This window comes from Mycobacterium sp. NGS49, from assembly GCF_059812565.1.
In genome coordinates, this window is the sequence record NZ_JCALCX010000004.1 from 1 (window position 1) to 21,200 (window position 21,200).

Below are 21,200 nucleotides of genomic sequence, written 5' to 3' on the forward strand. Positions count from 1 at the left end.
GGCTTGTCGCGTCGTGAAATTCACGCTCGGCCGGCATAGACCGCCGACTGTCCAGACGGAAGGCAACACATGGCGTCCAATCTGCTGTCCCGGCGCGATCTCGACTTCTTGCTATTCGAGTGGCTGCGGGTCCAGGAGCTACCGTCCCGGGACCGCTTCGGGGAGCATTCGAAGGAGACATTCTCGGCCCTGTTGGATCTGTGCGAAGACCTGGCAACCCGCTATTTCGCGCCGCACAACAAAAAGAACGACGCGCACGAGCCGACGTTCGACGGGGAGCGCGTCAGTGTCATTCCCGAGGTGAAGGAAGCGCTGGACGCGTTCGCCAAAGCCGATCTGCTGGCCATGAGCATGGACCAGACACTGGGCGGGTGGCAGCTGCCGACCGTTGTCGCCGGCGCGGGTCTGGCCTGGTTCCATGCCGCCAACGTGGCCACTGCCGGCTATGTGCTGCTCAGTCTGGCCAACGCGAATCTACTGGCGCACTACGGGACGGCGGAGCAGATCGCGCGGTTCGTCAAGCCGACGATGGCCGGTCGCTTCACCGGCACCATGTGTCTGTCCGAGCCGCAAGCCGGGTCGTCTCTGGCTGACATCACCACCCGCGCCGAACCCCAAGACGACGGCAGCTACCGCCTGTTCGGGGCGAAGATGTGGATCTCCGGCGGGGATCACGAACTCGCCGAGAACATCGTGCATTTGGTGCTGGCCAAGATCGCCGGCGCTCCGGCGGGAACACGGGGAATCTCGTTGTTCATCGTGCCCAAGTTCCTGGTCGAGGCCGACGGCACCCTGGGGGAACGCAACGACGTCGTGTTGGCCGGCCTCAATCACAAGATGGGCTACCGAGGAATCACCAATACCGCGCTCAATTTCGGTGAAGGCAGACACCGGCCCGGCGGTCGGCCCGGGGCGGTGGGTTTCCTGGTCGGGGAGCCCCACCGCGGCCTCTCCTACATGTTCCACATGATGAACGAGGCGCGGCTCGGTGTGGGTCTCGGGGCAATCGCCCTGGGGTACACCGGCTATCTCAAGGCGCTGCAGTACGCGCGCGAGCGGCCGCAGGGCCGGCCGGTGACCGGAAAGGATCCCACTGCGCCCCAGGTGCCGATCATCGAACATCCCGACGTCAAGCGAATGTTGTTGGCGCAGAAGTCGTATGTCGAGGGGGCGCTCGCGCTGGCACTGTACTGCGCACGCCTGGTGGACATCCGCAACAGCCCCGAGTCTCCCGAGGAAGCGGAATCCGCCGGCCTGCTGCTGGATATCCTGACCCCGGTGGCGAAGAGCTGGCCTTCTCAGTGGTGCTTGGAGGCCAATAACCTGGCCATTCAGGTGCATGGTGGGTATGGCTACACGCGCGAGTACGACGTGGAGCAGCACTACCGCGACAACAGGCTCAACCCGATTCACGAAGGAACTCACGGGATTCAGAGTCTGGATCTATTGGGCCGCAAGGTGACTCAGCACGGCGGTGCCAGCCTTGCGGCACTGACGAAGACGGTTGCCGCCACGGTGTCGCGGGCCAGCGAAATCGGTGGTGAAGCGGGCGAGTTGGCCAGCCAACTCGACGACGCCTGGCGGCGTCTGGTGAGCGTCACCGCGGCAATGTTCGCGTCAGGCGACGTGGACGCGGCGCTCGCCAACAGTGCCGTCTATCTCGAAGCGTTCGGCCATCTCGTCATAGCATGGGCCTGGCTTGAGCAGTTTGTCGCCGCCCACAGCCGCTCGGGCGATTTCTACGACGGCAAGCGGCATGCCGCTCGTTACTTCTACCGCTACGAATTACCCAGAACCGGGCCGCAACTGGATCTTCTGCAGCGTTTGGACCGCACCACCATGGAGATGCGCGACAACTGGTTCTGACACCGGCCGGGCGGGACTCGGCGCAGGGGTAGCTCAGAGCCGGCTGAGCAGTTCGGCCTTCTTCGCGGCGAATTCCTCGTCGGACAGGATGCCGCGCTGATGCAACCCCGCCAGCGACTCGATGGCGGCGACGACGGCGTCCGGGTCGGCTGCCTGGTGTTGCGGTGCGGGCGCTGCCGTCGGCGTCTCGGCCACCTGCTGGGCGCCGAGTTCGGTCAGGCTCGAAACGTCGAAGGTGCCCAACTGGCTGGTGAAGCTCACCGACCCGTAACCACCGCCCTGCTGCTGTTGCACGCCGGTGATCTGATGTTCGTCGGTGTCGAAGACCCTCGTGGCGCCGTTGATCTGGATCGCCAGCCGCCGGGTGTTCGGAAAGATGGCGTAGCGCAGGCTGTTCTGCGCTCCCGTGGAGGTGGGCACGCCCAGGTCCGCCGGCCACCAGTTGGCAGAGGTGAAGCCGGCCTGCGACTGCGTCGCAGTGCTGCGGAACACCCTGGTCGAGGCGAGCAATTGCGCCAACTCGCCGCACAGCGCGTCGACGCGGGCCTTCAGCGCGTTGTCGAACATGTTGCCGACCATCGTCATGCCGCCCCGCATCCATTGCCCGGAGCCACCCAGCTCGGGAATGGAGAACTGGGCCATCGTGCCGCCGCCGGCGTGGATGGCAAACAGCATGGCCAGCACCGCCTCGCGGGATAGTCCGTGGCGCTGCGCGATGTCGGTGATGGCGTTCTCGGCGTCGGGGGTGACCGTTGCTTGCATGGTCATCAATCTTTCGTCGTCGGTCCAGTTGCGAGACTACTCACGTGGTGCTGAAGCTGCAGGGCACGGATGTCTCAGTCCATTGGTACCCCGCCATAGTGGTCGGTGAATCATGGGCAGGGTGGACGTGTCGAACGGCTTCGACGTACGGGGGCGGATGCTGCGGGCGGGCGAGCTCGCGCCCTGGCTGGCGGAGAACAGCCTGGGAAACCGGTTCGGCCTGGCTGTGGTGGGCAGTGATGCCGGACACCGATCTAAAGCCGTTGCGCTGGCCATCGTCGCGGCCGACGGGGATGGCCGCTATCTCGACATCGCCACTTTGACCTCGGACGACGAGGCGGCATTGGCGTCTTGGCTCGCCGACCCGGGCCCGCCCAAGGCGGTACACCAGGGCAAGTGGACGACGCATGCGCTGGCCAACTGCGGATGGACATTGCGCGGCGTCACCTCCGACACCGCGCTGGCGGCGCACCTGGTGCGTCCCGGGCGGCACCGCCCCGCGCTCAACAATCTGCTGGTGCACCACATGCGTTGCGCGCTGCCCGAGGAATCTGCTGATCTCAACCGGTATTCGTCGCCCCCTGACGAGCCGGCGGTGCGCGCGTTGATCCTGCGTGCCTGCGCGGTCCTCGACCTGGCCGACGTGCTCGACGAGGAGTTGGCGCGAATCGACTCCTCGTCGCTGCTGGAACGGGTGGAGTTGCCGGTGCAGCGGCTGCTGGCCGAATTGGAGGCCGTGGGCATCGCCGTCGATCGCGCCAGCGCGGACCCGATCGCCGCCGCAGGGCGGGTACATGCCACGTACCACCACGCCGTGACACCGACCGGCAGTCTTTCGTCATCGAGCCCGGATCTGCGCAGTGTCGGGGCACCGTTCGTCGCGGCCGACGGCTACGCCGGACTGCTGCGCGCACGCTACGACCGGCTCGAGCTACGGCTGCTGGCCCACTTGTCAGGTGACACCGAGCTGGTTGGCACCGGGGGCAGCTCGGATTCCTACCGCATGCTGGCGTCGCGAGTGTTCAACATGGAGCTCGGCGAAGTGGCTCCTGGAAACCGGCGCCGGATTGAGACGGTGTCGCGAGGGCTCGCCTACGGGTGGCGTGGCGCGGCGCTGGCGGCCGCGCTGGGGATGTCCCACGATGAAACCAAAGGGCTTTTGCGGCAGTACTTTTCCTGCTTACTGAGCAACTATTTGGCGGGCACCGTCGACGACGCCCGGCGGCTGGGCCATGTGGCAACGGTGCTGGGCCGGCGGCGCTACCTGCCCGACTTGAGCAGTCCGGACACTTCGCTGCGGCAGGCCGCCGAACACGCCGTCTGCGTCATGGCGCTGCAGGGCGGGGTGGCCGACATCGTCAAGACGGCGATGATCGACGTCGGCGGTGCCGTCAAGGCCGCCAGGCTGCAATCGCGGCTGGTGGCGCAACTGGACGATGAGTTGATTCTCGAGGTGACCGACGACGAGCGCGAGGCCGTGGCAGCGAGCGTCCGCGAACAGATGGCCTGCGCTTACTCGTTTGACTCGCCGCTGGTGGTCTTGGTGGAGTAGGGGCCTGAATGTTGTCGCCAAGCCCTCACTTTCAACCTATACCGCATTGGTGGGCTTGCGGCAAGACCCCGGGTATGCCGCAAAATCGCTGAGCTAAACCAAGACTCGGCGAAAAGGGGGTAAGGGTGAGGTCCGAACATGCGGTGGTGGTCGTCGGTGCCGGTCCTACCGGATTGATGCTGTCAGCCGAATTAGCCTTGGCCGGAATCGATGTCGCTATCGTCGAACGTCGGGTAGACCAGACCCTGATCGGCGCACGTGCCGGCGGCCTGCATTCCCGCACCATCGAGATCCTCGATCAGCGCGGCGTCGCAGACCGTTTCATCGAGCAGGGCCAGGTCGCCCAGCTGGCCGGGTTCTCGCAGATCCACCTGGACATCAGCGACCTTCCCACCCGGCACCCGTACGGACTTGCGTTGTGGCAGAGCCATATCGAGCGACTGCTGGGCGAATGGGTCGCAGAGCTTGGGGTGCCCAGCTACCGTGGCCACGAGGTGAGCAGGGTTGTGCAAGACGATGCCGGCGTAACTGTCGGGTCGGTGGACGAGGATTTTGTGCGTGGTGAATATGTGGTCGGTTGCGACGGCGGGCGCAGCACGGTCCGCAAAGCGGCCGGCATCTCGTTTGCGGGTTGGGACCCGACAGCGAGCTACCTGCTGGCCGAGGCCCGACTCGACGCACCCGAAGAGCCGCCGTGGGGTATCCGTCACGACGACCTTGGTGTCCACGCGCTGAGCCGGGAGGGCGACGACGGGCCGGTGCGGGTGATGGTGACCGAACGCGACATCCGGTCCAGCGGGCAGCCCACGCTGCGCGAGCTGCGCCGGGCGCTGTGCGACGTTTACCGTACGGATTACGGAATACAGAGTCCGACTTGGCTTTTCCGATTCACCGATGCCGCCAGGCAAGCCACAGCCTATCGGCACCGGCGGGTGCTGCTGGCCGGCGACGCCGCACACGTGCATCACCCGATCGGAGGCCAGGGGCTCAACACCGGATTGCAGGATGCGGTGAACCTGGGATGGAAACTCGCGCAGGTGGTCGAGGAGACGTCACCCGACGCCTTGCTGGACACCTATCACGCAGAACGGCACCCGGTCGCAGCGCGTGTGTTGCGCAATGCGATGGCTCAAATGGCGCTACTACGCACAGATGACCGCACCAAGGCGCTGCGTGCGACCACCGCCGAACTGCTCGGCATGGATGAGCCGCGCAAACGGTTCGGCGCCATGATGTCCGGATTGGACATCCGTTACGGCCTTGGCGACAGCCATCCGCTGGTGGGACGGCGGATGCCCGATCTGGACCTGATCGGCGCCGACGGTCCGTCCACGGTTTACGCGCTGCTCCACCGGCCCCAGCCCGTGCTGCTCGACTTCGGCGAACCCGGCGACACCGACATCACCGGCTGGGGTGACCGGGTGCGGCTGGTGAATGCGAAACACGATGGTAAGTGCGAGCTTCCAGCGTTGGGCGAGGTGACACTTCCCACCGCCGTCCTGATACGGCCCGACGGACATGTCGCGTGGGCGGGTGACGGCCCGCACCCCGGTCTGACGGAGACACTGGCCACCTGGTTCGGCGCGGGGGGAATGGACCGACGGCGCGGATTTGTTAGAAAAGGTTATGGCTGAAAACGTCGAGCTGAGCCCCACGGATTGGGTACGCGAACAGACCGAACGGATTCTGAGGCAGGGCACCACCGACGGGGTCGAGATTTTCGACAAGCCCGTCGTGTTGGTCACCATGACCGGCGCGAAGTCCGGGAAGAAGCGGTACGTGCCGCTGATGCGCGTCGAGCACGACGGGCGGTATGCCATCGTGGCATCGAAAGGTGGCGCGCCCGATCATCCCTCGTGGTATTTCAACGTCAAGGCGAACCCCGCCGTGACGGTGCAGGACGGCGAGCGAGTGCTCAGCCTGACGGCTCGCGAACTAGAGGGCGCTGAGCGGGAGCAGTGGTGGCAGCGGGCCGTCGAGGCTTACCCCCCGTACGCCGAATACCAGACCAAGACGACCAGGCAGATCCCGGTTTTCGTATTGGAGTGAGGGAAGCGACGGTGCCGGTTTCGCGCCTCTCGGCAAAGGGTCGCTCGAAGCGACGATTCTGGTGTGGTACCCGGGGGAAGTATCCGGCACCGTCGAGATCGGTAACGCGGTTGCTGCCCCGGATATTTCCGATTGACCGGCGCCCCTGATCTAATGGCACCCATCACTAGCCTCCGCCCACGAGGGATTCCACTGCCGCGGCTGCCGAAGGTCCCCGCGCTGGCTCCGGTCGGGCAGCTGCCGGACGGGGTAGTCGTCGACCTCCCCGGACGGGGCAGCACCTATGTGCTCGACTCGGGTCCCGCTGACGGGCCCACCTACATCCTGTTGCACTCGCTGGCCTGCACTGGCCTGATGACGTGGTATCCCGCGCTGGACGTGGTACGTGAGTACGGCCGCGTGGTGATCTTCGACCAGCGCTGTCACGGACAGGGCATCTCGCCGCCGCGGATGCTGTTCGAAGACTGCGCCGACGACGTCGCGGCACTGGCCGACGTCCTCGGCATTCCCAGTTTCGTGCCGGTCGGCTATTCGATGGGGTCGTTGATCGCGCAGTTGGTGTGGCGGCGCCACCGGGATCGGGTCGACGGACTGGTGCTGTGCGCGGCGACGGCGGCGGTCAGTCGCGCCCGTTACGAGCGTGTCGCCACTGGTCTGTTCGCGGCTCTCATCGAGACCCTCACGCCCCTTCCCCGCCGCGGCGGACCGATGGCGGCCGTGCCCAGCGGATTCTTCGCCGACTACCAATGGGTGCTCAATCAAGCCCGCGCAACCTCCCCGGGCGGCATCACTCGCGCGATTGCCGAGGTCGTTCGCTTCGACTCGACCACCTGGGTCGGCGACATCGACGTGCCGACGTCGGTGGTGGTGACGATGAAAGACCGTGCCTTCGGCGTTGCGCGGCAGAAGTGGCTGGCCGAGCGCATCCCGGACGCGGAGATGGTGCCGGTCGATGCCGGACACGCCGGGTGCACGCTGCAGCCGGCCGCGTTCGTCCCGGGGCTCGCGCGGGCGATCGAATCGGTACACCACCGGCTCCCGCCGTCTCGGCACGCTACGCGGGCGGCCCAATAGGAGGCGGGCGGTGAAGCGACTCAGCGGTTGGGATGTGCTCATGCTGGCCAGCGAGACGCCCAACGTTCACCAGCACACCTTGAAGGTGGCAGTCGTCGACACCACAGACTTCGCAGGCAAGGCGACGTTCGAGGCGTTTCGCGAAGTGTTCCGCGGCCGACTGCCCGCGCTCGAGCCGATGCACTACCAGCTGGTGACGACGCCCTGGCACCTGCATCGCCCCGTCTGGCACGAGGACGCCGAGCTCGACCTGGACTATCACCTGAAACGCGTACGGGTTCCCCCGCCCGGCGGACGACGCGAACTGGATGCCGTGGTGGGCCGCGTCGCCAGCACGCCGTTGGACCGCGACCGGCCGCTGTGGCAGTTCTACTTCGCCGAGGGACTCACCGGTGAGCGCATCGCGGTGATCGGCAAGATCCATCACGTACTGGCCGATGGTGTCGCCTCGGCGAATCTCATGGCGCGGACCTTGCAGTGGCCCGCCGGCGAAGCAGCCGAGGGGCAGACTGCCGCTCTGGCTCCGCCGAAGACGCGGGACGTGGTGCGGTTCGCGGCGCGCGACCACGTGGCCCGCGTCCGGATGCTGCCATCGGCGGTACGCGACTCGTTGGTCGGTGCCTACCGGTTGCAGCGCCGCGCGCGGCAGCGCCTCACCAATCCAGCTCTGGCGGCCCACTTCGACCCGCCGCCGACTTTTCTCAATCACAAGCTCACCGCGGAACGTACGTTCGCCAGCGCCGCGCTGCCGTTGGCCGACGTCAAAGCGGTCGGCAAGAAATTGGGGGTGACGATCAACGACGTGGTGCTCACCGTCGCGGCGGCCGCCCTCCGGCGGCTGTTGCTGGACCACGGTGAGCCTGCCGACCGCCCGCTCGTCGCGTCGATACCCACCGCCACCGACACCTCACCGGACCGGATCGCCGGCAACGCGCTCGCCACGATGCTGGTCTCGTTGCCCGTCCAGGTCAGCGATCCCATTGAACGACTGAATCTGATCCGCACCTCGACGCGCATCGCCAAGGAAGACCACCAGCTGCTGGGACCGACCCTGGTCGGCCGGTGGCTGGAGTTCGTGCCGCCCAGCGTGACTCGCGCGACTTTCGGGTGGATGTCACGGCGCGAGGCACCGAACCAATTGTTCAACCTCATCGTTTCCAATGTGCCGGGTCCGCGCGAGCGGGGCCGTGTCGCGGGTGCCGTGGTGACCGAGTTCTACTCGGTGGGCCCATTAGCCGCGGGCTCGGCGCTCAACATCACCGTCTGGAGTTACGGTGATCACTTGAGCGTGTCGGTGCTGGCCGACGACGCAACCTTCAAGGACACCCACGAGGTGACCGATGCCTTCGTCGCTGCGTTCGCCGAGTTGCGCGACGCCGGAAAAGGCATTTCTCCGGTGTCGACAGATTAGTCGGACGATCCGTGGTGCCGGCACGCAGTTCGCGGCGCGGTTTACCGTCGCGGCGCTTCGGGTAATTCCGTGGGCGACGAACTGCAGCGATAAGCGTCAGCGTTCGGCGGCCGGAAACTGCCGGAAGAGGGACCGATGATGAGCGCCAGACACTGCCTGAGCGAGTCGCCGAAGTGGCGATCTCGGCCGGCTGAGAATGGGCCGGCGCGCACGAGTGCTCCTTTGCCCGGAATTATCCGCACGGCGTGGAGTGTCGTTTTCGGTTCGATGATTTTGGTGGCGGTATTGGCCGCGTTCTTGGCGGATGCGGCCGGGCGGGAGCAGACGCCGCCGGCGGCCGGACAACATGAACAGGTCAGCCAGGAGGGGACCCTGATTGCGGTGTCGGCGGTCTCGGTGACCGCTCGCAGCCCCGACGGGATCACCCGAACGTATCTGGTCACCCCGGAAACCGCGGTGATCACCAGGGCCGGCCGCCAATTCGCGGTCCATGACGAAGTGGCCATCGTCGGTACCATCCAGGGTGGAACGGCACTGGCGACCGCCGTCGCCCACCGTGAGCTGGGCCACGGGGACGCGCCACCGATGGATTGCGTTGCGGCGAAACCGGTCAACGGCGAGCTGGACAGCGACTGAGTGCCGGGCTTGGACGTGCGGGCCGGGTGTCCAAAGCGGATGGAATTCGGGCCTTGTGGCGGCGTGCGGCCGGACGGCCAGTGCGAAATGCGTTCCGGCCCATGTGTATTCGATGAAGTCGTGCCCTGGTCGGGACGGCCTGCGAACAATCGGCCGCCGGCCCCGGCGCCATTGGTGTTGACCGACTTCAGCTGTACGCCCTTTGATCGTGATGACGTCGCGGCGACCGCCGCGGTCCTGGCGTCCTCGTGTGACGCCGTCCTGGTGGGTGAGCATCAGAACAAACCGGATTTTCCGCCCACGTTGATGGGTTCGCTGCTGCTCGACGCGGGCGTGACGCCGTGGATCACGCTGTCCTGCCGGGATCGCAACCGCATCGTCCTGGAACAGGAATTGCGGGGGCTACGCACCATTGGGGTCGAGACGGTCCTCTGCGTAACCGGTGACGGGCGGGGCTACGACGTGCGTCCGGACGTCACTCAGACCTTCGACCTCGACGGGCTTCGCCTGGTGTCGCTGGCCGCCTCGGTGGGGATGGTACCTGCGGTGCCCGAGACGCCGACCGCGCCGCCTGTCCATGCCCGACCCGCCAGGCTGGTCGAAAAACAGCGGGCGGGTGCCGGATTGGCGGTGCTCAACCATGTGCCGTTCGCCGACATGATCGCCGAATTCATGAAAAACGCCCGTTCGCAGGGGTTGTCGATCCCGGTCATCGCCGCGGTCGCGGTGTTCACCGACAGCGTCTCGGCGGCCGTGCTACAGGGACTGCCCGGTCTCGAACTCGATCCGGCCGTGACGGAGGAGGTCTTGAGCGCGGCAGATCCGATAGCCGCCGGCATTTCGGCCGCAGTCGGCGAAGCGCGGGCGTTGCTGTCGATCGACGGCGTCGAGGGCGTGAACGTCTCCGGGTTGGCTTCGGCTTCCGGCGGCCGCGTCGGAGCCGAGATCAAGGCAGAGGTGGGTCGGCTGATCCGGGAGGACATGTCATGACCGATGCGATGGAGGCGGAGTTCGACACGGTCGCGGAGTGGACCGCGCAAGTCGCTGCCGACCTCGGCCCCGACTACCACGTGCCCGCAGGCTGCCGGGGCAGTGGCAGCCCGGCTGCACTGGACTGGCTCGTCGAGCGGATGGAACTCGACAGCGGCGCAACGTTTCTGGACTGTGGAGCGGGCGTCGGTGGTCCGGCGGCGTACGCGGCGCAATCCCGGGAGTTGCGGCCGGTACTCGTCGAGCCGGAGGCGGGCGCGTGTCGCGCCGCGAAAAGGTTGTTCGGTTACCCGGTGCTGCAAGCGGTGGGTTCGAAATTGCCGCTGGCGGAGGCCAGCTGCGGCGCGGCGTGGTCACTCGGAGTCTTGTGCACCACCCCGGATCAGCGAGCGTTGCTCACCGAACTGCACCGCACCGTGCGACGCGGCGGCCGAATCGGCCTGCTGGCGTTCGTCGCGCACCGCGAGTTGCCGAGCGATCAGCTGGAAGGCAACCACTTTCCGACCCCGGACCGGTTAGAGAACCTGGTGGAAGAGTCGGCGCTGCATGTCGAGCACTGGCTGAGAACCGCTGAGCTGCCGCCTATCCCGGGCGAATGGAATGAGCGGATGGACGCCGTGACGAACGAGCTGACCCGGCGGTACGGGCAAACTGAGGGCTGGCAGCTCGCCGAGCGTCAGAGCTCGCGGATAGCGCGGCTGCTGGAGGACGGGACGCTGACCGGCGAGTTGCTGGTGCTGCGTCACGCGTGAGCCGTGCTCATGACGTCGAGCCTGCGCCCACAGCCGCCCATGTCGAGATAGACAGGCCCCCGAAGCAGACTCGACGCCGTCAACGCAGACTCGGCCCAAGGTCACCAGTCAAACCCGTTCAGCGCTCGCGCCGCCATCCCGAAACACCGCGGTGATCTCGGCGACCCTCGGATCGGCACGCAACTCTTCGAATGTCTGCGGCAGCGGCAACCGCCAGTTCGGGTACTCGTCGATGGTGCCGGGCAGATTGGGCTGCCGCGTCTCGGCCAGCACGTCGTACGGCGAGATCAACTTCAGCCGGCTCGGCGTCGTCGCCAGCAGCCGGTGCATGGCGGTGATGATCGTCGTCTCGTCGGGTTCGGCGTCCCCGGCGGGCAGCAACCGTTCCGATCGCAGCAGTGCCAACCACTCGTCGCGTTCTTTTGCGGCCGAGGCCTGTTCGGCCGGCACGTCGTCGAGCAGACCAAGATCGGCGCGCGCCCGCACGTGTTGGCCGCGCAGGAAGCCCGCCGCCGTTGGCAGGTCGTGAGTGGACAGGCTGGCGGCCGCGCGGGCGGGCCACTTGGCCGGCGCCAACAATGGCTCGTCGGGTGCCGACTGATCGCGGGTGAACCACGACACCGCGCAGCCCAGCATCCCGTTGTCGGCCAGCGCCTCGGTGACCTCGGGCTCGACCGTGCCCAGGTCTTCGCCGACCACGGTGGCCTTCGCCCGGTGTGCCTCCAGTGCGAGCACCGCCAGCATCACCTCGGCGTCGTAGTGCACATAGGTGCCGCGGTCGGGGCCGTCGCCCGGCGGGATCCACCACAACCGCCACAGGCCGGCCACGTGGTCGATTCTCAGGCCGTCGGCATGGACGAGCACGGCGCGCAGCATGTCCCGCAGCGCGCCGTAGCCGGTGGCCGCCAGACGGTCCGGCCGCCAGGGCGGCAATCCCCAGTCCTGGCCGCGCGGGGTGAAGTTGTCCGGCGGTGCGCCGATACTCACTCCGGTGGCCAGCACGTCGGACAAGGCCCAGGCGTCGGCGCCGTCAGCGTCCACCCCCACCGCGAGATCATGCAGCACGCCAAGTGCCATGCCGGCGTCCCGCGCGGCGGATCGCACGGCGATCAACTGCTCGGCGCACCGCTGCTGTACCCAGGCATGAAACGCCAGGCGGGGCGCCAGTTCCCGGCGGGCCTGCGCAACGGCCGGGTCGTTGACATCCCGCAGCGGCGCGGGCCATCGGCTCCATCGGCCGCCATGCCGCTCGGCGAGCGCACAGTAGGTGGCCCAGTCACGCAGTCCGACGGAGCCGGGCGTCTCGTCCAGCGGCGACGGCCGGCCCTGTGCGCGCCAGAGCACTTCCAGTGCCGACCGCTTGGCGGCCCACACCAGATCGTGATCGATTCGCTCGGTGCTCGGCGAGACCCGCAGCGCATCCACTTCGGCGCGGGTGTCCGGACCGGCTTGACGGTAGGCGTCGAGGTCCTCGATGCGCAGTGCCAGCGGGTTGGCGAAACGCCGGCTGGATGGCGTATACGGCGAGGGCTGTACGGGATGGGTGGGGCCGGGTGCGTGCAGCGGATTGAGCAGTATTGCACCGGCACGGTGCCGCGCGGCCGTCCAGCCGATGAAATCCCGCAGATCTCCGAGATCGCCGATACCCCAGGAGCGGGCCGAGCGCAGCGCGTAAAGCTGCAGCATCCAACCCCAGGTGGCGGGCGTCGACGGAACCTGCCGCGGCGCCGCGACGACCGTGGCCTGCTGGCCGTCACGGGTTTCCACGCGGTACCACCCCGCCGGCAAGTCGCTCGGCAGCTCATCCCGCACGTCAATGCGGGCGCCGTCCTCGGCCGCCAGCGCGACGGCGCCGGGCAGCCGCCGCGGACGCCCACCGACACGTACGGCGACGGTCGGTGGCAGGACGCCGGCGCGGTCGGCCTCGCCGAGCCTGGCCAACTCGCGGCGCTGGTCGGCTTCGGTACGGGCTTCGACGTCGAGCAGGCCGAGCACGTTGATCACGACGTCTGCGTCGACGTCGACCGGTTCCCGTCGCTCGTTTCGGTAAGAGGTCGCCACGCCGTGCGCCGCGGCCAGCTCGCGCAAGCTGCCGGAGGCCGGTGAAGGATTCGCCACAGCGCGGTGTATACCCGGGCGAGGACATCTCACACCCGCGAAAGTCAGTGTGCTGCCGTGAAATATGGCCGTGAAATGGCTACGCGTCGAGCGCGCCGGCAGCCACCGCAGCGGCGTTGATCTTCGTCAACACCTCGCGCAGATGCTCAAGTTCGGCGAGTTCGACGCCGAGGCGCTCGATTACCGCTGGTGGAACCTTCAGCGCTTGCCGGCGAAGACTGCGGCCCTGCGCAGTCAGCGCGATGTGGGTGGTTCGTTCGTCAGCCGCACTGCGCGTGCGCGTGATCAGGCCTTGCGACTCGAGGCGTTTGAGCATCGGCGACAAAGTGGCCGAATCCATCTGCAGCAAACCGGCAATGTCTTTGACCGACAACGGGTTTCCGCCAGGTGTTGCTTTCGCGTTGTCCCACAATGCCAGCATCACCAGATACTGCGGATGGGTCAGACCCAGCGGTTCCAGTAGCGGCCGGTATACGGCGAGCACCGCCCGGTTGGTGATGGCAAGCGCGAAGCATACTTGGCGCTCCAACGACAGTGGGTCCAGTTCCGGGCCGGCTCCGGTGCGCATGACGTCATAGTTCCTTCGTTGCCGCTACAGCCCGGCGCCTCAGAACGGGCTGCTGTTGTCTTGCCACTTCGCCTCTTCGGGACGCGGGCCATAACGCCGGGCGTAGTCATCGTGGATATGGGCCTGCTTCTGGCGTCTGATGACGTCGACCAGCCCAGGGTCCAGGCCGTGCTGGGCCAACCGGTGCCGGCGCCAGACCTTGTTCAGGGCCAGCGCCATGAGCAGAACCCAGATGAAGATCGGGGCCGTCATTTCGGTGTGTACGTACAGCGATGCCGGCAGCAACCAGAGCGGGGCCAACACGACAAGCGCGGGTATCGCCATCCGGGTCAGATGCCGACGGATGGCGCCGGGCCCGGCAAGGTCACGGGAGACCCAGTCGCGCATCGAGTCGGGCAATTGTCGGCCGTAGGAATAACCGATGTATTGCCACAGGTTTGGGCGAGCGTTGGACATGGTCGCTCCTCGGGGAGTCCGAGCCGAAGCCGTGATCGGCCTCAACAGAATAATTGTACCCGATTAATTAGGGTACTAACTATGTGGGCCTGGTCACGCCACGGTTCAAGCGGCGATGAGCTTGACCGGCAGCTGGCGGTGCCGGTGGATGATGTTGTTGATCGCCCAACGGGGCTGCCCGGTCACTTCGATGCGGTCGACGCGTTCGAGCAGGGCGCGCAGGATGGCCGCCGTTTCCATACGGGCGAGGCCCTGGCCGGCGCAGGCATGGGTGCCGTTACCGAAGCCGATCTGGCGACTGGCGTCGCGGCGAATGTCGAAGGAATCGGGGCTGTCCCACTCGTTCTCGTCCCGGTTCGCCGACGCATAGAGAATCAGCACCCGGGAGCCCTTGGCGATCGGCGTGCCGTCGACTTCGGCGTCGGCGCGAATCTGGCGGGCGAAGGCGCGCAGCGGGGATTCGTAGCGGATGACTTCGTTGATGGCGTTCGGAATGAGAGCGGGGTCGTTCTTGAGCAGGCGCCATTGTTCGGGATGGGTTGCGAGCAGGTAGACGGCATTGGAGATGGCGCTGATCGTGGTGTCCAGCGAGGGGGCGATGTAGTCGACCATCAGCTTCGGGCATTCGGCGTGGCTGAGCTTCCCGTCGTCGGCGGCGCAGAGCAGTTCGTGCGCCATGCTTCCGTCGAGCACCGAGCGGTTGCGCACCACGCGTCGGGCGAACATCAGCATCTGCAACGTGAGTGGAATCGCCTTGACCGCTTGCCAATTCAGCGGACCGAGAATGTCGAACGTGGCACCGCCCCACGCGATCAGATGGTCACGCTCGTCGCGCGGCCAGCCGACCAGGTCGGGAACGATTGCCAGCGGCAGCGCGGTCGCGAGGTCGGCGACCGCGTCCACCGCGCCTTGGCGTACCGCGGCCTGGACCACTGCGTCGGCCTGTGCGTCGATGCTTTCCCCCACCGAACGCAGTGCTCGGGGAAGCATGCGGTGGGCAAGCAGCTTGCGGCGTCGATCGTGTTCGGCGCCGTCGCTGTTCAGCGTGGTGCCGCGGGACAGCCGGTTGCTCAACGGATTGAGCGCGACCCCGTTGCCGGATATGAAAAGGCCGTCGTCGCGCAGTGTGGCTTTGCACTCGGCGTAGCGCGGCAGCGCGTACACCCGGTGCCGGCTCAGCCAGACCACCGATCCGGCCCGGCGTAGTCGCTGGTAATGGGGATAGGGATGCAGCAGGGCGTCGGTGGAATAGAGGTTCTGGCGGTCGACCGCCACGCCGTGGGGGCCTCGACGCATGTGACCGCTCCTCAGACCCTGTGCGGGCAATTTCTGACGAAATCGTCACATACGATAACCCGCTCAGTCAATGTCTGGGCGGTAAACCTCCGCCCGCGGACAATCTGCCCGGGCATATGGTCGAGCGGTGACCATCACCTACGACGAGGTCCTGCGTGACCGGATTCGGGTCCACCTGTCAGGTCACCACCGTCGCACCGTGACCGACCCGACCAAGCGGCATGCGGCCGTCGCGGTGGTGCTTGTCGACTCCCAGGTCGGTGAAGACCGGGTGGATCCCGCGCCGGTGGACGAGTGGAACGACGGCCGACCCCTGCCGCAGGAGGGCCTCGACGGTCACATGGTCGACGTTGCCGGTGGCGCCGCATTTCTGTTGTGCCGCAGAGCCTCTCGCCTCAGAGCGCACGCCGCCCAATGGGCACTGCCCGGTGGCCGCCTCGATCCGGGTGAAACGGCGATCGACGCCGCGCTGCGCGAATTGCACGAGGAGGTGGGGGTGCGGCTATCGCCGACCACGGTGCTGGGCCAACTCGACGACTACCCGACACGGTCTGGGTACGTCATCACGCCGGTGGTGATCTGGGGTGGTGGCCGGCTCGATCTGCGGCCGGCGCCCGACGAAGTACTTGCGGTTTACCGGGTGGGATTGCACCAGTTACAGCGAAAGGATTCCCCGCGTTACATCAGCATCGCTGAAAGTCCGCGTCCGGTCGTCCAGATTCCCCTGGGCAACGACCTGATCCACGCACCGACGGGTGCCGTGCTGCTACAGCTGCGGTGGCTCGGCCTGGAAGGCCGCCACGACCCGGTCGACGAACTCGAGCAACCGACGTTCGCTTGGCAGTAGGGGCTAATTGCCGCCGCCGCAACCTCCCCCGCCACAGCCGCTACCGCCGCCGCAGCCGCTCAAGCCACCCCCGCAGCCGCCGCAGCGCAGTTGCTCCCCCCGCTGCATCGGTGCGATCGGGTCGCCGAAAGCCAAGCCGCCGTGGCCCGATCCTTGTAGCGGCTGGTCCCCCGCTGAGCACGGTGACCGGGGTGCGGTAGAAACGCTTTGTGCAAGGCGACTCCGGCGACGGCGCGGCGACACCGACCCTGCCCTACTTTCGGCGTGAGGAAAGCCGCTATGTGCCAACCGATATCGCGCGGGGCGGGTGGGGACCTGCGCTGAGCGGCCACGTCGTCGGCGGCTTGCTGGGCTGGGCGCTCGAACGTGCGATCGGTGACCCGCAGTTCCAACCAGCGCGTCTCACCATCGATCTGCCTCGTCCGACCGCGCTGCAACCGGTCGAGGTGCACGCCAGCGTTCGGCAAGACCGCCGTCGACTGCGCCTGGCAGAGGCTGTTCTCGTCCAGAACGGCGCCCCGGTTGCCCAGGCCAGTGCACTGTTTCTCCGCCGCGGACCGCAGCCTGATGGTCGGGTGTGGTCACAGACCGTGCAGATGCCGGAACTCCCGATGCAGGAAGGTGATGTGGAGTCACTGTTCATCCGTACCTATGGCTGGGGCGCGGAGATTCAGAATCCCGATCCGCACTGGCCCCAGACACTCGGACCGAAGTACACGTGGCTGCAGGAGACGCGCCCGCTGGTCGACGCCGAACCGATGACCGCGTTCACCCGGGCGGCGATGGCCGGCGACATCACTGCGTCCATTACGAACTGGGGAACGCAGGGCCTGCAGTTCATCAACGTTGATTACACCCTCACGCTGAGCAGGCTGCCCGACGGTCCCCAGCTGGGGCTGGGCTCGCTGACGCACTTCAGCGACGACGGGGTGGCCAGCGGGGCGGCGGTCCTGCTGGACCACAACGGCCCGATCGGCAACTGTGTATCTGTCGCCATCGCGCAGACCGGGTTTCTCGCTCCATCCGACAAACCGGCCCATTGACGGTCGCTCAGGTCTGACGGTGCCCGTCGCGCCGCAACCGCACTGCCCTGCTGATTGCAGCGGCCGCCGCCGAACCTGCCAGCGCTATGAAGATCATCGTCGCTTCCCGGCCAGTTCCGAGCATGGTCAGCAGGAGCGGCAGGGCGAATCCCAGATAGGTCACCGAGTAGAAAGCACAGGGATTTCTGAAGACCGCTGCGTCAGGAAGCCGATCATCGCTGCGGTCGAGGGCTATTGCTACGCGGGTGGGATGGAGATCCTGCAGGCTTTCGACATCCGGGTGGCCGATGCCAAGGAGGGGCCGCGTGCGTTTCCGGAGAAGCGGCCGCCGAACTTCACCGGCTCGTGACGGCGGTGTCGTTTCGTCGGCTCAGCAGCACGGCCGCAGTGAGTAACTGCCACAGAAAGATCGAGTAGGCGCTGCCGCGTTCCCACGCGCCGACCGGCAAGAGTCCGATGTTGGCCACTAGTAGCGCCAGGGACAGAAAGCCCAGGACTGCAACAACTGTCGAGCCGATGCGATACCACCGCAGTTGCGGCACCAGCAGTGTCGATCCAGCCAGGATGGCGGCGTTGCCGCCGGCAAGCGCCAGCGCCGCGCCGACCAGGTGCACCGGCCCGCTGTGCACCGTGCCGACCAGAATGTTGCCGACCGCGTTCGCCGCGACCAGGCCCAGGAACAGGCTTACCCGCCGTCGGACAGGCACACCGACCGCGACCAGTGCTCCCAGCAAGAACATGCTGCCCTGTAGGCAGAAGGCCGCATGCATCAAAGGCGCTCGTGGGCCGTGCCTCCCGAGATCACTGATGTAGTTGTGTGCATAGCTGTAGGCGGGCCGGTATGCGTCGGCCGCAACGGCTTCCAGCACCAGGTAGCCGAGGACTCCCACAATCCACACGGCGGCTCCTGTGCCGCGACGGTTCACTCGCCGGGCTGCACGTGAATATTCCGCGCGCCCTTGACATTCCGCAGACCCGAACAGTTGACACAACCGATACATCCGACGCAGTCGGTGCAGCGCACGCAGGCGATGCAGGCGACACACCGCGTGCAAGCCACGCAGGCCAGGCACGCCACGCATTCCCGGACAGCGACGCAGACCACCGTGAGCAGGCAGGCGATCACCCCGACGCTCCCGGCGGTGGCCGCCGACCCTGCCACCGCAACGCTGCCGGCGGTGGAGACCGACCCGGCCACCGCCACGCTGCCGGCGGTCGTCACCGAGCCTGCCACTGCGACACTGCCGGCGACCGCCGACGCGCCCGCCACCGCAACGCTTTCGATGGCCCCGACCGAGCCGACCACGGAGTCTGCTGCGTCGACGGTTCCCGGAGATTTCAAGTCAAGCATGGGCCCATCATGTCAGTCCTGCGGCTGAAGCCGAAGGGTTGACGCCGCATGCGGTTACGCGCTGCCGCCCTTGCCGCCGGTGCCGCCAACCCCACCCGCACCGCCGATCCCGGGGGTCCACCGCCAACCGCCTTCCCAGACGCCAAGTTGCCCGAAGTCTCCGTTTTCGCCGTCACGGCCGACGGCACCGGGCCCGCCGTAGCCGGTGCCACCTGTGCCGCCCGCACCGCCGCCACCTCCTGTACCGCCCGGCGCGTTGCCCAGAAGCGTGGTGCCGCCCCTGCCGCCGATGCCCCCGTCGGCTCCGTCGCCACCGGTTGCACCCGACCCTCCGTTCCCGCCGGCGCCGCCGTTGCCACCAGCGCCGCCGACGTAGGGGTTGGGGTTGTTGTGCCAGGTTCCCAGTCCGCCGCTGCCGCCGTTGCCGGCGGCGCCGCCCGCGCCGCCGATGTGGCCGCCGGCGCCGCCGGTGCCTCCGGTACCGCCGTTGCCGCCCTGACCGCCGATGCTTGGGGTGCCGATCAAATTGCCGAATAGGGCGTCGGTGTTCCAGGTGCCGGCCCCGCCGGCGCCACCGGGCCCTCCAATGCCGCCCGCACCGCCGGTGAGGCTGCCGGTCCCACCGGTGCCGCCGTTGCCGCCGTTGCCGCCGTTGCCGCCCCACGTAGGACTGTACGAATAGTCGCTGATTCCGCCGGTGCCGGCGGCCCCTCCGGCGCCGCCATTACCCCCGGCCGCCCCGGACACGCCGCCGCCACCGGCGCCACCGTTTCCGCCGGCACCGCCGTCGCCTCCAGACGTGTTGCTCGCGACGTCACCATCACCGGCTCTGCCACCCGTGCCGCCGTCACCGCCCGCGCCGGCGCCACCCGGGCGGCCCGCCAAGCCGTGCTGGGCTTGACCGGCTGATCCGCCGTTTCCACCGGTCCCGCCGTCCCCCCCGGCGCCGCCGTCGTTCTGGCCGTTGCCACCGTTCGCGCCGGCACCGCCCGCGCCCCCGGTACCGCCCGCACCGCCGGCCCCGCCGTTGCCGCCATTGCCTGCCTGAAGTCCTCCGTGCCCGCCCGCACCACCGTTGCCGCCGTTGCCGCCGACGGAGCCGGCACCGCCCGCGGCGTCTGGTTGAGTGGCGTTGTCGCCGGCGGCCCCCGAGCCGCCGACACCCCCGGCCCCGCCGTTGCCGCCGTTGCCCCGCAAACCGGCATTGCCGCCGGCTCCGCCGTCACCACCGTCGCCGCTCGCGAGGCCTGAGGCGCCGTTCCCGCCATCACCGCCCGTACCCCAAAGCCAGCCGCTGTTCCCGCCGATCCCACCGGCGCCGGAGCCGAATCCGCCGGCCCCGCCGGCACCGCCGTTGCCGAACAAGGTCGCATTGCCACCGGCGCCGCCCTTGCCGCCGCCGGTGCCGCCCGCACCGCCGCGACCGCCGTCACCGAACAGACCCGCGGGCCCGCCGTTGCCACCCGCGTGACCGGCCTTCCCCGAGCCCCCGTTACCACCGTTGCCGAGCAGGAGGCCGCCGGCGCCCCCGTTGGCGCCGCTACCGGGTGCACCGTCCGCGCCGTTCCCGATCAACGGTCGTCCGAGCATCGCTTGGGTCGGTGCGTTGACGGCGGTCAGTGCGAGGTTTGCGGTCTGCTGCAGGGGGTCGGCGTTGACTGCCTCGGCTGACCAGTAAGACGCGGCCGCCGCGGTCAGCGTCTGCGTGAAGCGGTCGTGAAAGGCCGCGGCGTAGCTGCTCAGCGCCTGATACTGCTGACCATGAGCGTTGAACAACGACGCGATCGCAACCGAAACCTCGTCAGCGGCTGCTGACGACACTTCGGTCGTCAGGCCGGCCGCCGCGGCACTGGCGGTACCGACCGCAGCTCCGATTCTCTGCACATGTGATGTCGCCATGCTCATCGCGTCGGTCGCAACGTGCACAGATGCCATCGCGTTCACCTTCCGGAGGGAGCTTGCTTCAATCTCGCAGTAGCAGGTTCGGCCAAACGCGGCATCGCGTCCAGTACAAGGTATCGGACGCATTCTTGCGAAATTTGATTTGGTCTATTGCCGCGACAGCGTTGTGACGCAGGCATCGTTCCAAACACGGTGCCCGGAACCGCCGCGAAAAGCAGTATGCGCGAGTATGATTCGACGTTCGGTTGACCGTTGGAACAGCTTGGGTCGAGATCGTGCGGCACGCAGGCACCGCATGAGCCGACCGGCGCGGCGCGCAAGACATCATTCGGTATGGTCTGCCGGACAATCCCTTTGACGCGCTGCAACCATGCGTAGCCGACCAAAACTTACACAGTTTGCAAGACGCTGTTGACAAGGACGCCGTAGTGCCAGCGGCTGTGCGTTGTCCAGAGTTGATCCTGGAATCGGCCTTCGCCGCAGTTCAACCGGGTGACTCGACGGTCGAAAGCACATGGGCTATTGCG

Annotated in this window: 20 protein-coding genes and 1 pseudogene; 12 read left to right on the plus strand and 9 right to left on the minus strand. The window is 67.4% G+C overall.

Going from position 1 to position 21,200, the window contains the following annotated elements:
- The first annotated feature begins 69 nt into the window (after window positions 1-69).
- Window positions 70-1,866, plus strand: a complete 1,797-nt coding sequence (locus tag AC5Y7D_RS04835) for an acyl-CoA dehydrogenase (protein WP_499922187.1) — start codon at window positions 70-72, stop codon at window positions 1,864-1,866.
- 33 nt (window positions 1,867-1,899) lie between these two features.
- Here the strand turns inward: AC5Y7D_RS04835 and AC5Y7D_RS04840 are convergent, their stop codons facing one another.
- Window positions 1,900-2,628, minus strand: a complete 729-nt coding sequence (locus tag AC5Y7D_RS04840; protein ID WP_499922435.1) for an SHOCT domain-containing protein — start codon at window positions 2,626-2,628, stop codon at window positions 1,900-1,902.
- A gap of 121 nt (window positions 2,629-2,749) precedes the next feature.
- Between AC5Y7D_RS04840 and AC5Y7D_RS04845 the strand changes: the two genes are divergently transcribed.
- The 8 genes from AC5Y7D_RS04845 (at window position 2,750) to AC5Y7D_RS04880 (ending at window position 11,092) form a co-directional block, all read left to right on the plus strand.
- Window positions 2,750-4,180, plus strand: coding sequence for a DNA polymerase (locus tag AC5Y7D_RS04845; RefSeq protein WP_499922188.1), 1,431 nt, complete (start codon window positions 2,750-2,752; stop codon window positions 4,178-4,180).
- Window positions 4,181-4,305: 125 nt separating this feature from the next.
- Complete coding sequence (locus tag AC5Y7D_RS04850; protein ID WP_499922189.1) at window positions 4,306-5,814, plus strand: FAD-dependent monooxygenase; 1,509 nt, start codon at window positions 4,306-4,308, stop codon at window positions 5,812-5,814.
- The gene (locus tag AC5Y7D_RS04855) at window positions 5,807-6,229 is read left to right on the plus strand and encodes a nitroreductase family deazaflavin-dependent oxidoreductase (RefSeq protein ID WP_499922190.1); all 423 of its coding nucleotides are present in this window, start codon (window positions 5,807-5,809) and stop codon (window positions 6,227-6,229) included. Before AC5Y7D_RS04850 ends, AC5Y7D_RS04855 begins: the two co-directional genes overlap by 8 nt.
- A gap of 153 nt (window positions 6,230-6,382) precedes the next feature.
- Window positions 6,383-7,303 carry an alpha/beta fold hydrolase gene (locus tag AC5Y7D_RS04860; protein ID WP_499922191.1) on the plus strand — a complete coding sequence of 307 codons (921 nt, stop codon included), beginning with the start codon at window positions 6,383-6,385 and terminating at the stop codon, window positions 7,301-7,303.
- Window positions 7,304-7,313: 10 nt separating this feature from the next.
- Complete coding sequence (locus tag AC5Y7D_RS04865; protein WP_499922192.1) at window positions 7,314-8,714, plus strand: WS/DGAT/MGAT family O-acyltransferase; 1,401 nt, start codon at window positions 7,314-7,316, stop codon at window positions 8,712-8,714.
- 276 nt (window positions 8,715-8,990) lie between these two features.
- Window positions 8,991-9,350, plus strand: coding sequence for a hypothetical protein (locus AC5Y7D_RS04870; RefSeq protein ID WP_499922193.1), 360 nt, complete (start codon window positions 8,991-8,993; stop codon window positions 9,348-9,350).
- Window positions 9,351-9,365: 15 nt separating this feature from the next.
- Entirely contained in the window at window positions 9,366-10,340 is a 975-nt protein-coding gene (locus AC5Y7D_RS04875; RefSeq protein ID WP_499922436.1) for a methylenetetrahydrofolate reductase, read from the plus strand.
- Window positions 10,337-11,092, plus strand: a complete 756-nt coding sequence (locus AC5Y7D_RS04880) for a class I SAM-dependent methyltransferase (RefSeq protein WP_499922194.1) — start codon at window positions 10,337-10,339, stop codon at window positions 11,090-11,092. The genes AC5Y7D_RS04875 and AC5Y7D_RS04880 overlap by 4 nt, the downstream gene beginning before the upstream one ends.
- A gap of 108 nt (window positions 11,093-11,200) precedes the next feature.
- Here the strand turns inward: AC5Y7D_RS04880 and malQ are convergent, their stop codons facing one another.
- The 4 genes from malQ to AC5Y7D_RS04900 all read right to left on the minus strand — a co-directional run bounded on the left by malQ (window position 11,201) and on the right by AC5Y7D_RS04900 (window position 15,530).
- Window positions 11,201-13,210 carry a 4-alpha-glucanotransferase gene (malQ, locus tag AC5Y7D_RS04885; protein ID WP_499922195.1) on the minus strand — a complete coding sequence of 670 codons (2,010 nt, stop codon included), beginning with the start codon at window positions 13,208-13,210 and terminating at the stop codon, window positions 11,201-11,203.
- A 79-nt stretch (window positions 13,211-13,289) separates the two neighbouring features.
- A complete protein-coding gene (locus AC5Y7D_RS04890) occupies window positions 13,290-13,778 on the minus strand; it encodes a MarR family winged helix-turn-helix transcriptional regulator (protein WP_499922196.1) in 489 nt (162 codons plus the stop codon).
- A 39-nt stretch (window positions 13,779-13,817) separates the two neighbouring features.
- The gene (locus AC5Y7D_RS04895) at window positions 13,818-14,234 is read right to left on the minus strand and encodes a DUF5313 domain-containing protein (protein ID WP_499922197.1); all 417 of its coding nucleotides are present in this window, start codon (window positions 14,232-14,234) and stop codon (window positions 13,818-13,820) included.
- A gap of 105 nt (window positions 14,235-14,339) precedes the next feature.
- A complete protein-coding gene (locus tag AC5Y7D_RS04900) occupies window positions 14,340-15,530 on the minus strand; it encodes a cytochrome P450 (protein ID WP_499922198.1) in 1,191 nt (396 codons plus the stop codon).
- A gap of 127 nt (window positions 15,531-15,657) precedes the next feature.
- On the opposite strand from AC5Y7D_RS04900, the gene AC5Y7D_RS04905 reads away from it, so the two are divergent.
- Together AC5Y7D_RS04905 and AC5Y7D_RS04910 are read left to right on the plus strand one after the other, a co-directional pair.
- A complete protein-coding gene (locus AC5Y7D_RS04905) occupies window positions 15,658-16,377 on the plus strand; it encodes an NUDIX hydrolase (protein WP_499922199.1) in 720 nt (239 codons plus the stop codon).
- A gap of 248 nt (window positions 16,378-16,625) precedes the next feature.
- A complete protein-coding gene (locus tag AC5Y7D_RS04910; RefSeq protein WP_499922437.1) occupies window positions 16,626-17,420 on the plus strand; it encodes an acyl-CoA thioesterase domain-containing protein in 795 nt (264 codons plus the stop codon).
- Window positions 17,421-17,427: 7 nt separating this feature from the next.
- Here AC5Y7D_RS04910 and AC5Y7D_RS04915 read toward each other — a convergent pair whose 3' ends face one another.
- Window positions 17,428-17,583 (minus strand): hypothetical protein, encoded by a 156-nt coding sequence (locus AC5Y7D_RS04915; RefSeq protein WP_499922462.1) that lies wholly within the window; start codon window positions 17,581-17,583, stop codon window positions 17,428-17,430.
- Between the two features lie 36 nt (window positions 17,584-17,619).
- Here AC5Y7D_RS04915 and AC5Y7D_RS04920 point away from each other — a divergent pair.
- Window positions 17,620-17,706: pseudogene (locus AC5Y7D_RS04920) on the plus strand (hypothetical protein); the annotation flags it as partial.
- 49 nt (window positions 17,707-17,755) lie between these two features.
- Here AC5Y7D_RS04920 and AC5Y7D_RS04925 read toward each other — a convergent pair.
- Genes AC5Y7D_RS04925 through AC5Y7D_RS04935 form a run of 3 tightly spaced genes read right to left on the minus strand, consistent with a single transcriptional unit; the run spans window position 17,756 to window position 20,706 of the window.
- Entirely contained in the window at window positions 17,756-18,319 is a 564-nt protein-coding gene (locus AC5Y7D_RS04925; RefSeq protein ID WP_499922200.1) for a DUF998 domain-containing protein, read from the minus strand.
- Between the two features lie 23 nt (window positions 18,320-18,342).
- Window positions 18,343-18,771 carry a hypothetical protein gene (locus AC5Y7D_RS04930; RefSeq protein ID WP_499922201.1) on the minus strand — a complete coding sequence of 143 codons (429 nt, stop codon included), beginning with the start codon at window positions 18,769-18,771 and terminating at the stop codon, window positions 18,343-18,345.
- Window positions 18,772-18,825: 54 nt separating this feature from the next.
- Entirely contained in the window at window positions 18,826-20,706 is a 1,881-nt protein-coding gene (locus AC5Y7D_RS04935) for a PE family protein (protein WP_499922202.1), read from the minus strand.
- Between the last annotated feature and the right edge of the window lie 494 nt (window positions 20,707-21,200).

What these genes read in the sequence shown, in the direction of transcription:
- AC5Y7D_RS04930 (WP_499922201.1), bottom strand. Translation starts at nt 18,771, where the DNA reads ATGCTTGACTTGAAATCTCCGGGAACCGTCGACGCAGCAGACTCCGTG.
- AC5Y7D_RS04840 (WP_499922435.1), bottom strand. Translation starts at nt 2,628, where the DNA reads ATGCAAGCAACGGTCACCCCCGACGCCGAGAACGCCATCACCGACATC.
- AC5Y7D_RS04855 (WP_499922190.1), top strand. Translation starts at nt 5,807, where the DNA reads ATGGCTGAAAACGTCGAGCTGAGCCCCACGGATTGGGTACGCGAACAG.
- AC5Y7D_RS04860 (WP_499922191.1), top strand. Translation starts at nt 6,383, where the DNA reads ATGGCACCCATCACTAGCCTCCGCCCACGAGGGATTCCACTGCCGCGG.
- AC5Y7D_RS04895 (WP_499922197.1), bottom strand. Translation starts at nt 14,234, where the DNA reads ATGTCCAACGCTCGCCCAAACCTGTGGCAATACATCGGTTATTCCTAC.
- AC5Y7D_RS04880 (WP_499922194.1), top strand. Translation starts at nt 10,337, where the DNA reads ATGACCGATGCGATGGAGGCGGAGTTCGACACGGTCGCGGAGTGGACC.
- AC5Y7D_RS04835 (WP_499922187.1), top strand. Translation starts at nt 70, where the DNA reads ATGGCGTCCAATCTGCTGTCCCGGCGCGATCTCGACTTCTTGCTATTC.
- AC5Y7D_RS04900 (WP_499922198.1), bottom strand. Translation starts at nt 15,530, where the DNA reads ATGCGTCGAGGCCCCCACGGCGTGGCGGTCGACCGCCAGAACCTCTAT.
- AC5Y7D_RS04890 (WP_499922196.1), bottom strand. Translation starts at nt 13,778, where the DNA reads ATGCGCACCGGAGCCGGCCCGGAACTGGACCCACTGTCGTTGGAGCGC.
- AC5Y7D_RS04935 (WP_499922202.1), bottom strand. Translation starts at nt 20,706, where the DNA reads ATGGCATCTGTGCACGTTGCGACCGACGCGATGAGCATGGCGACATCA.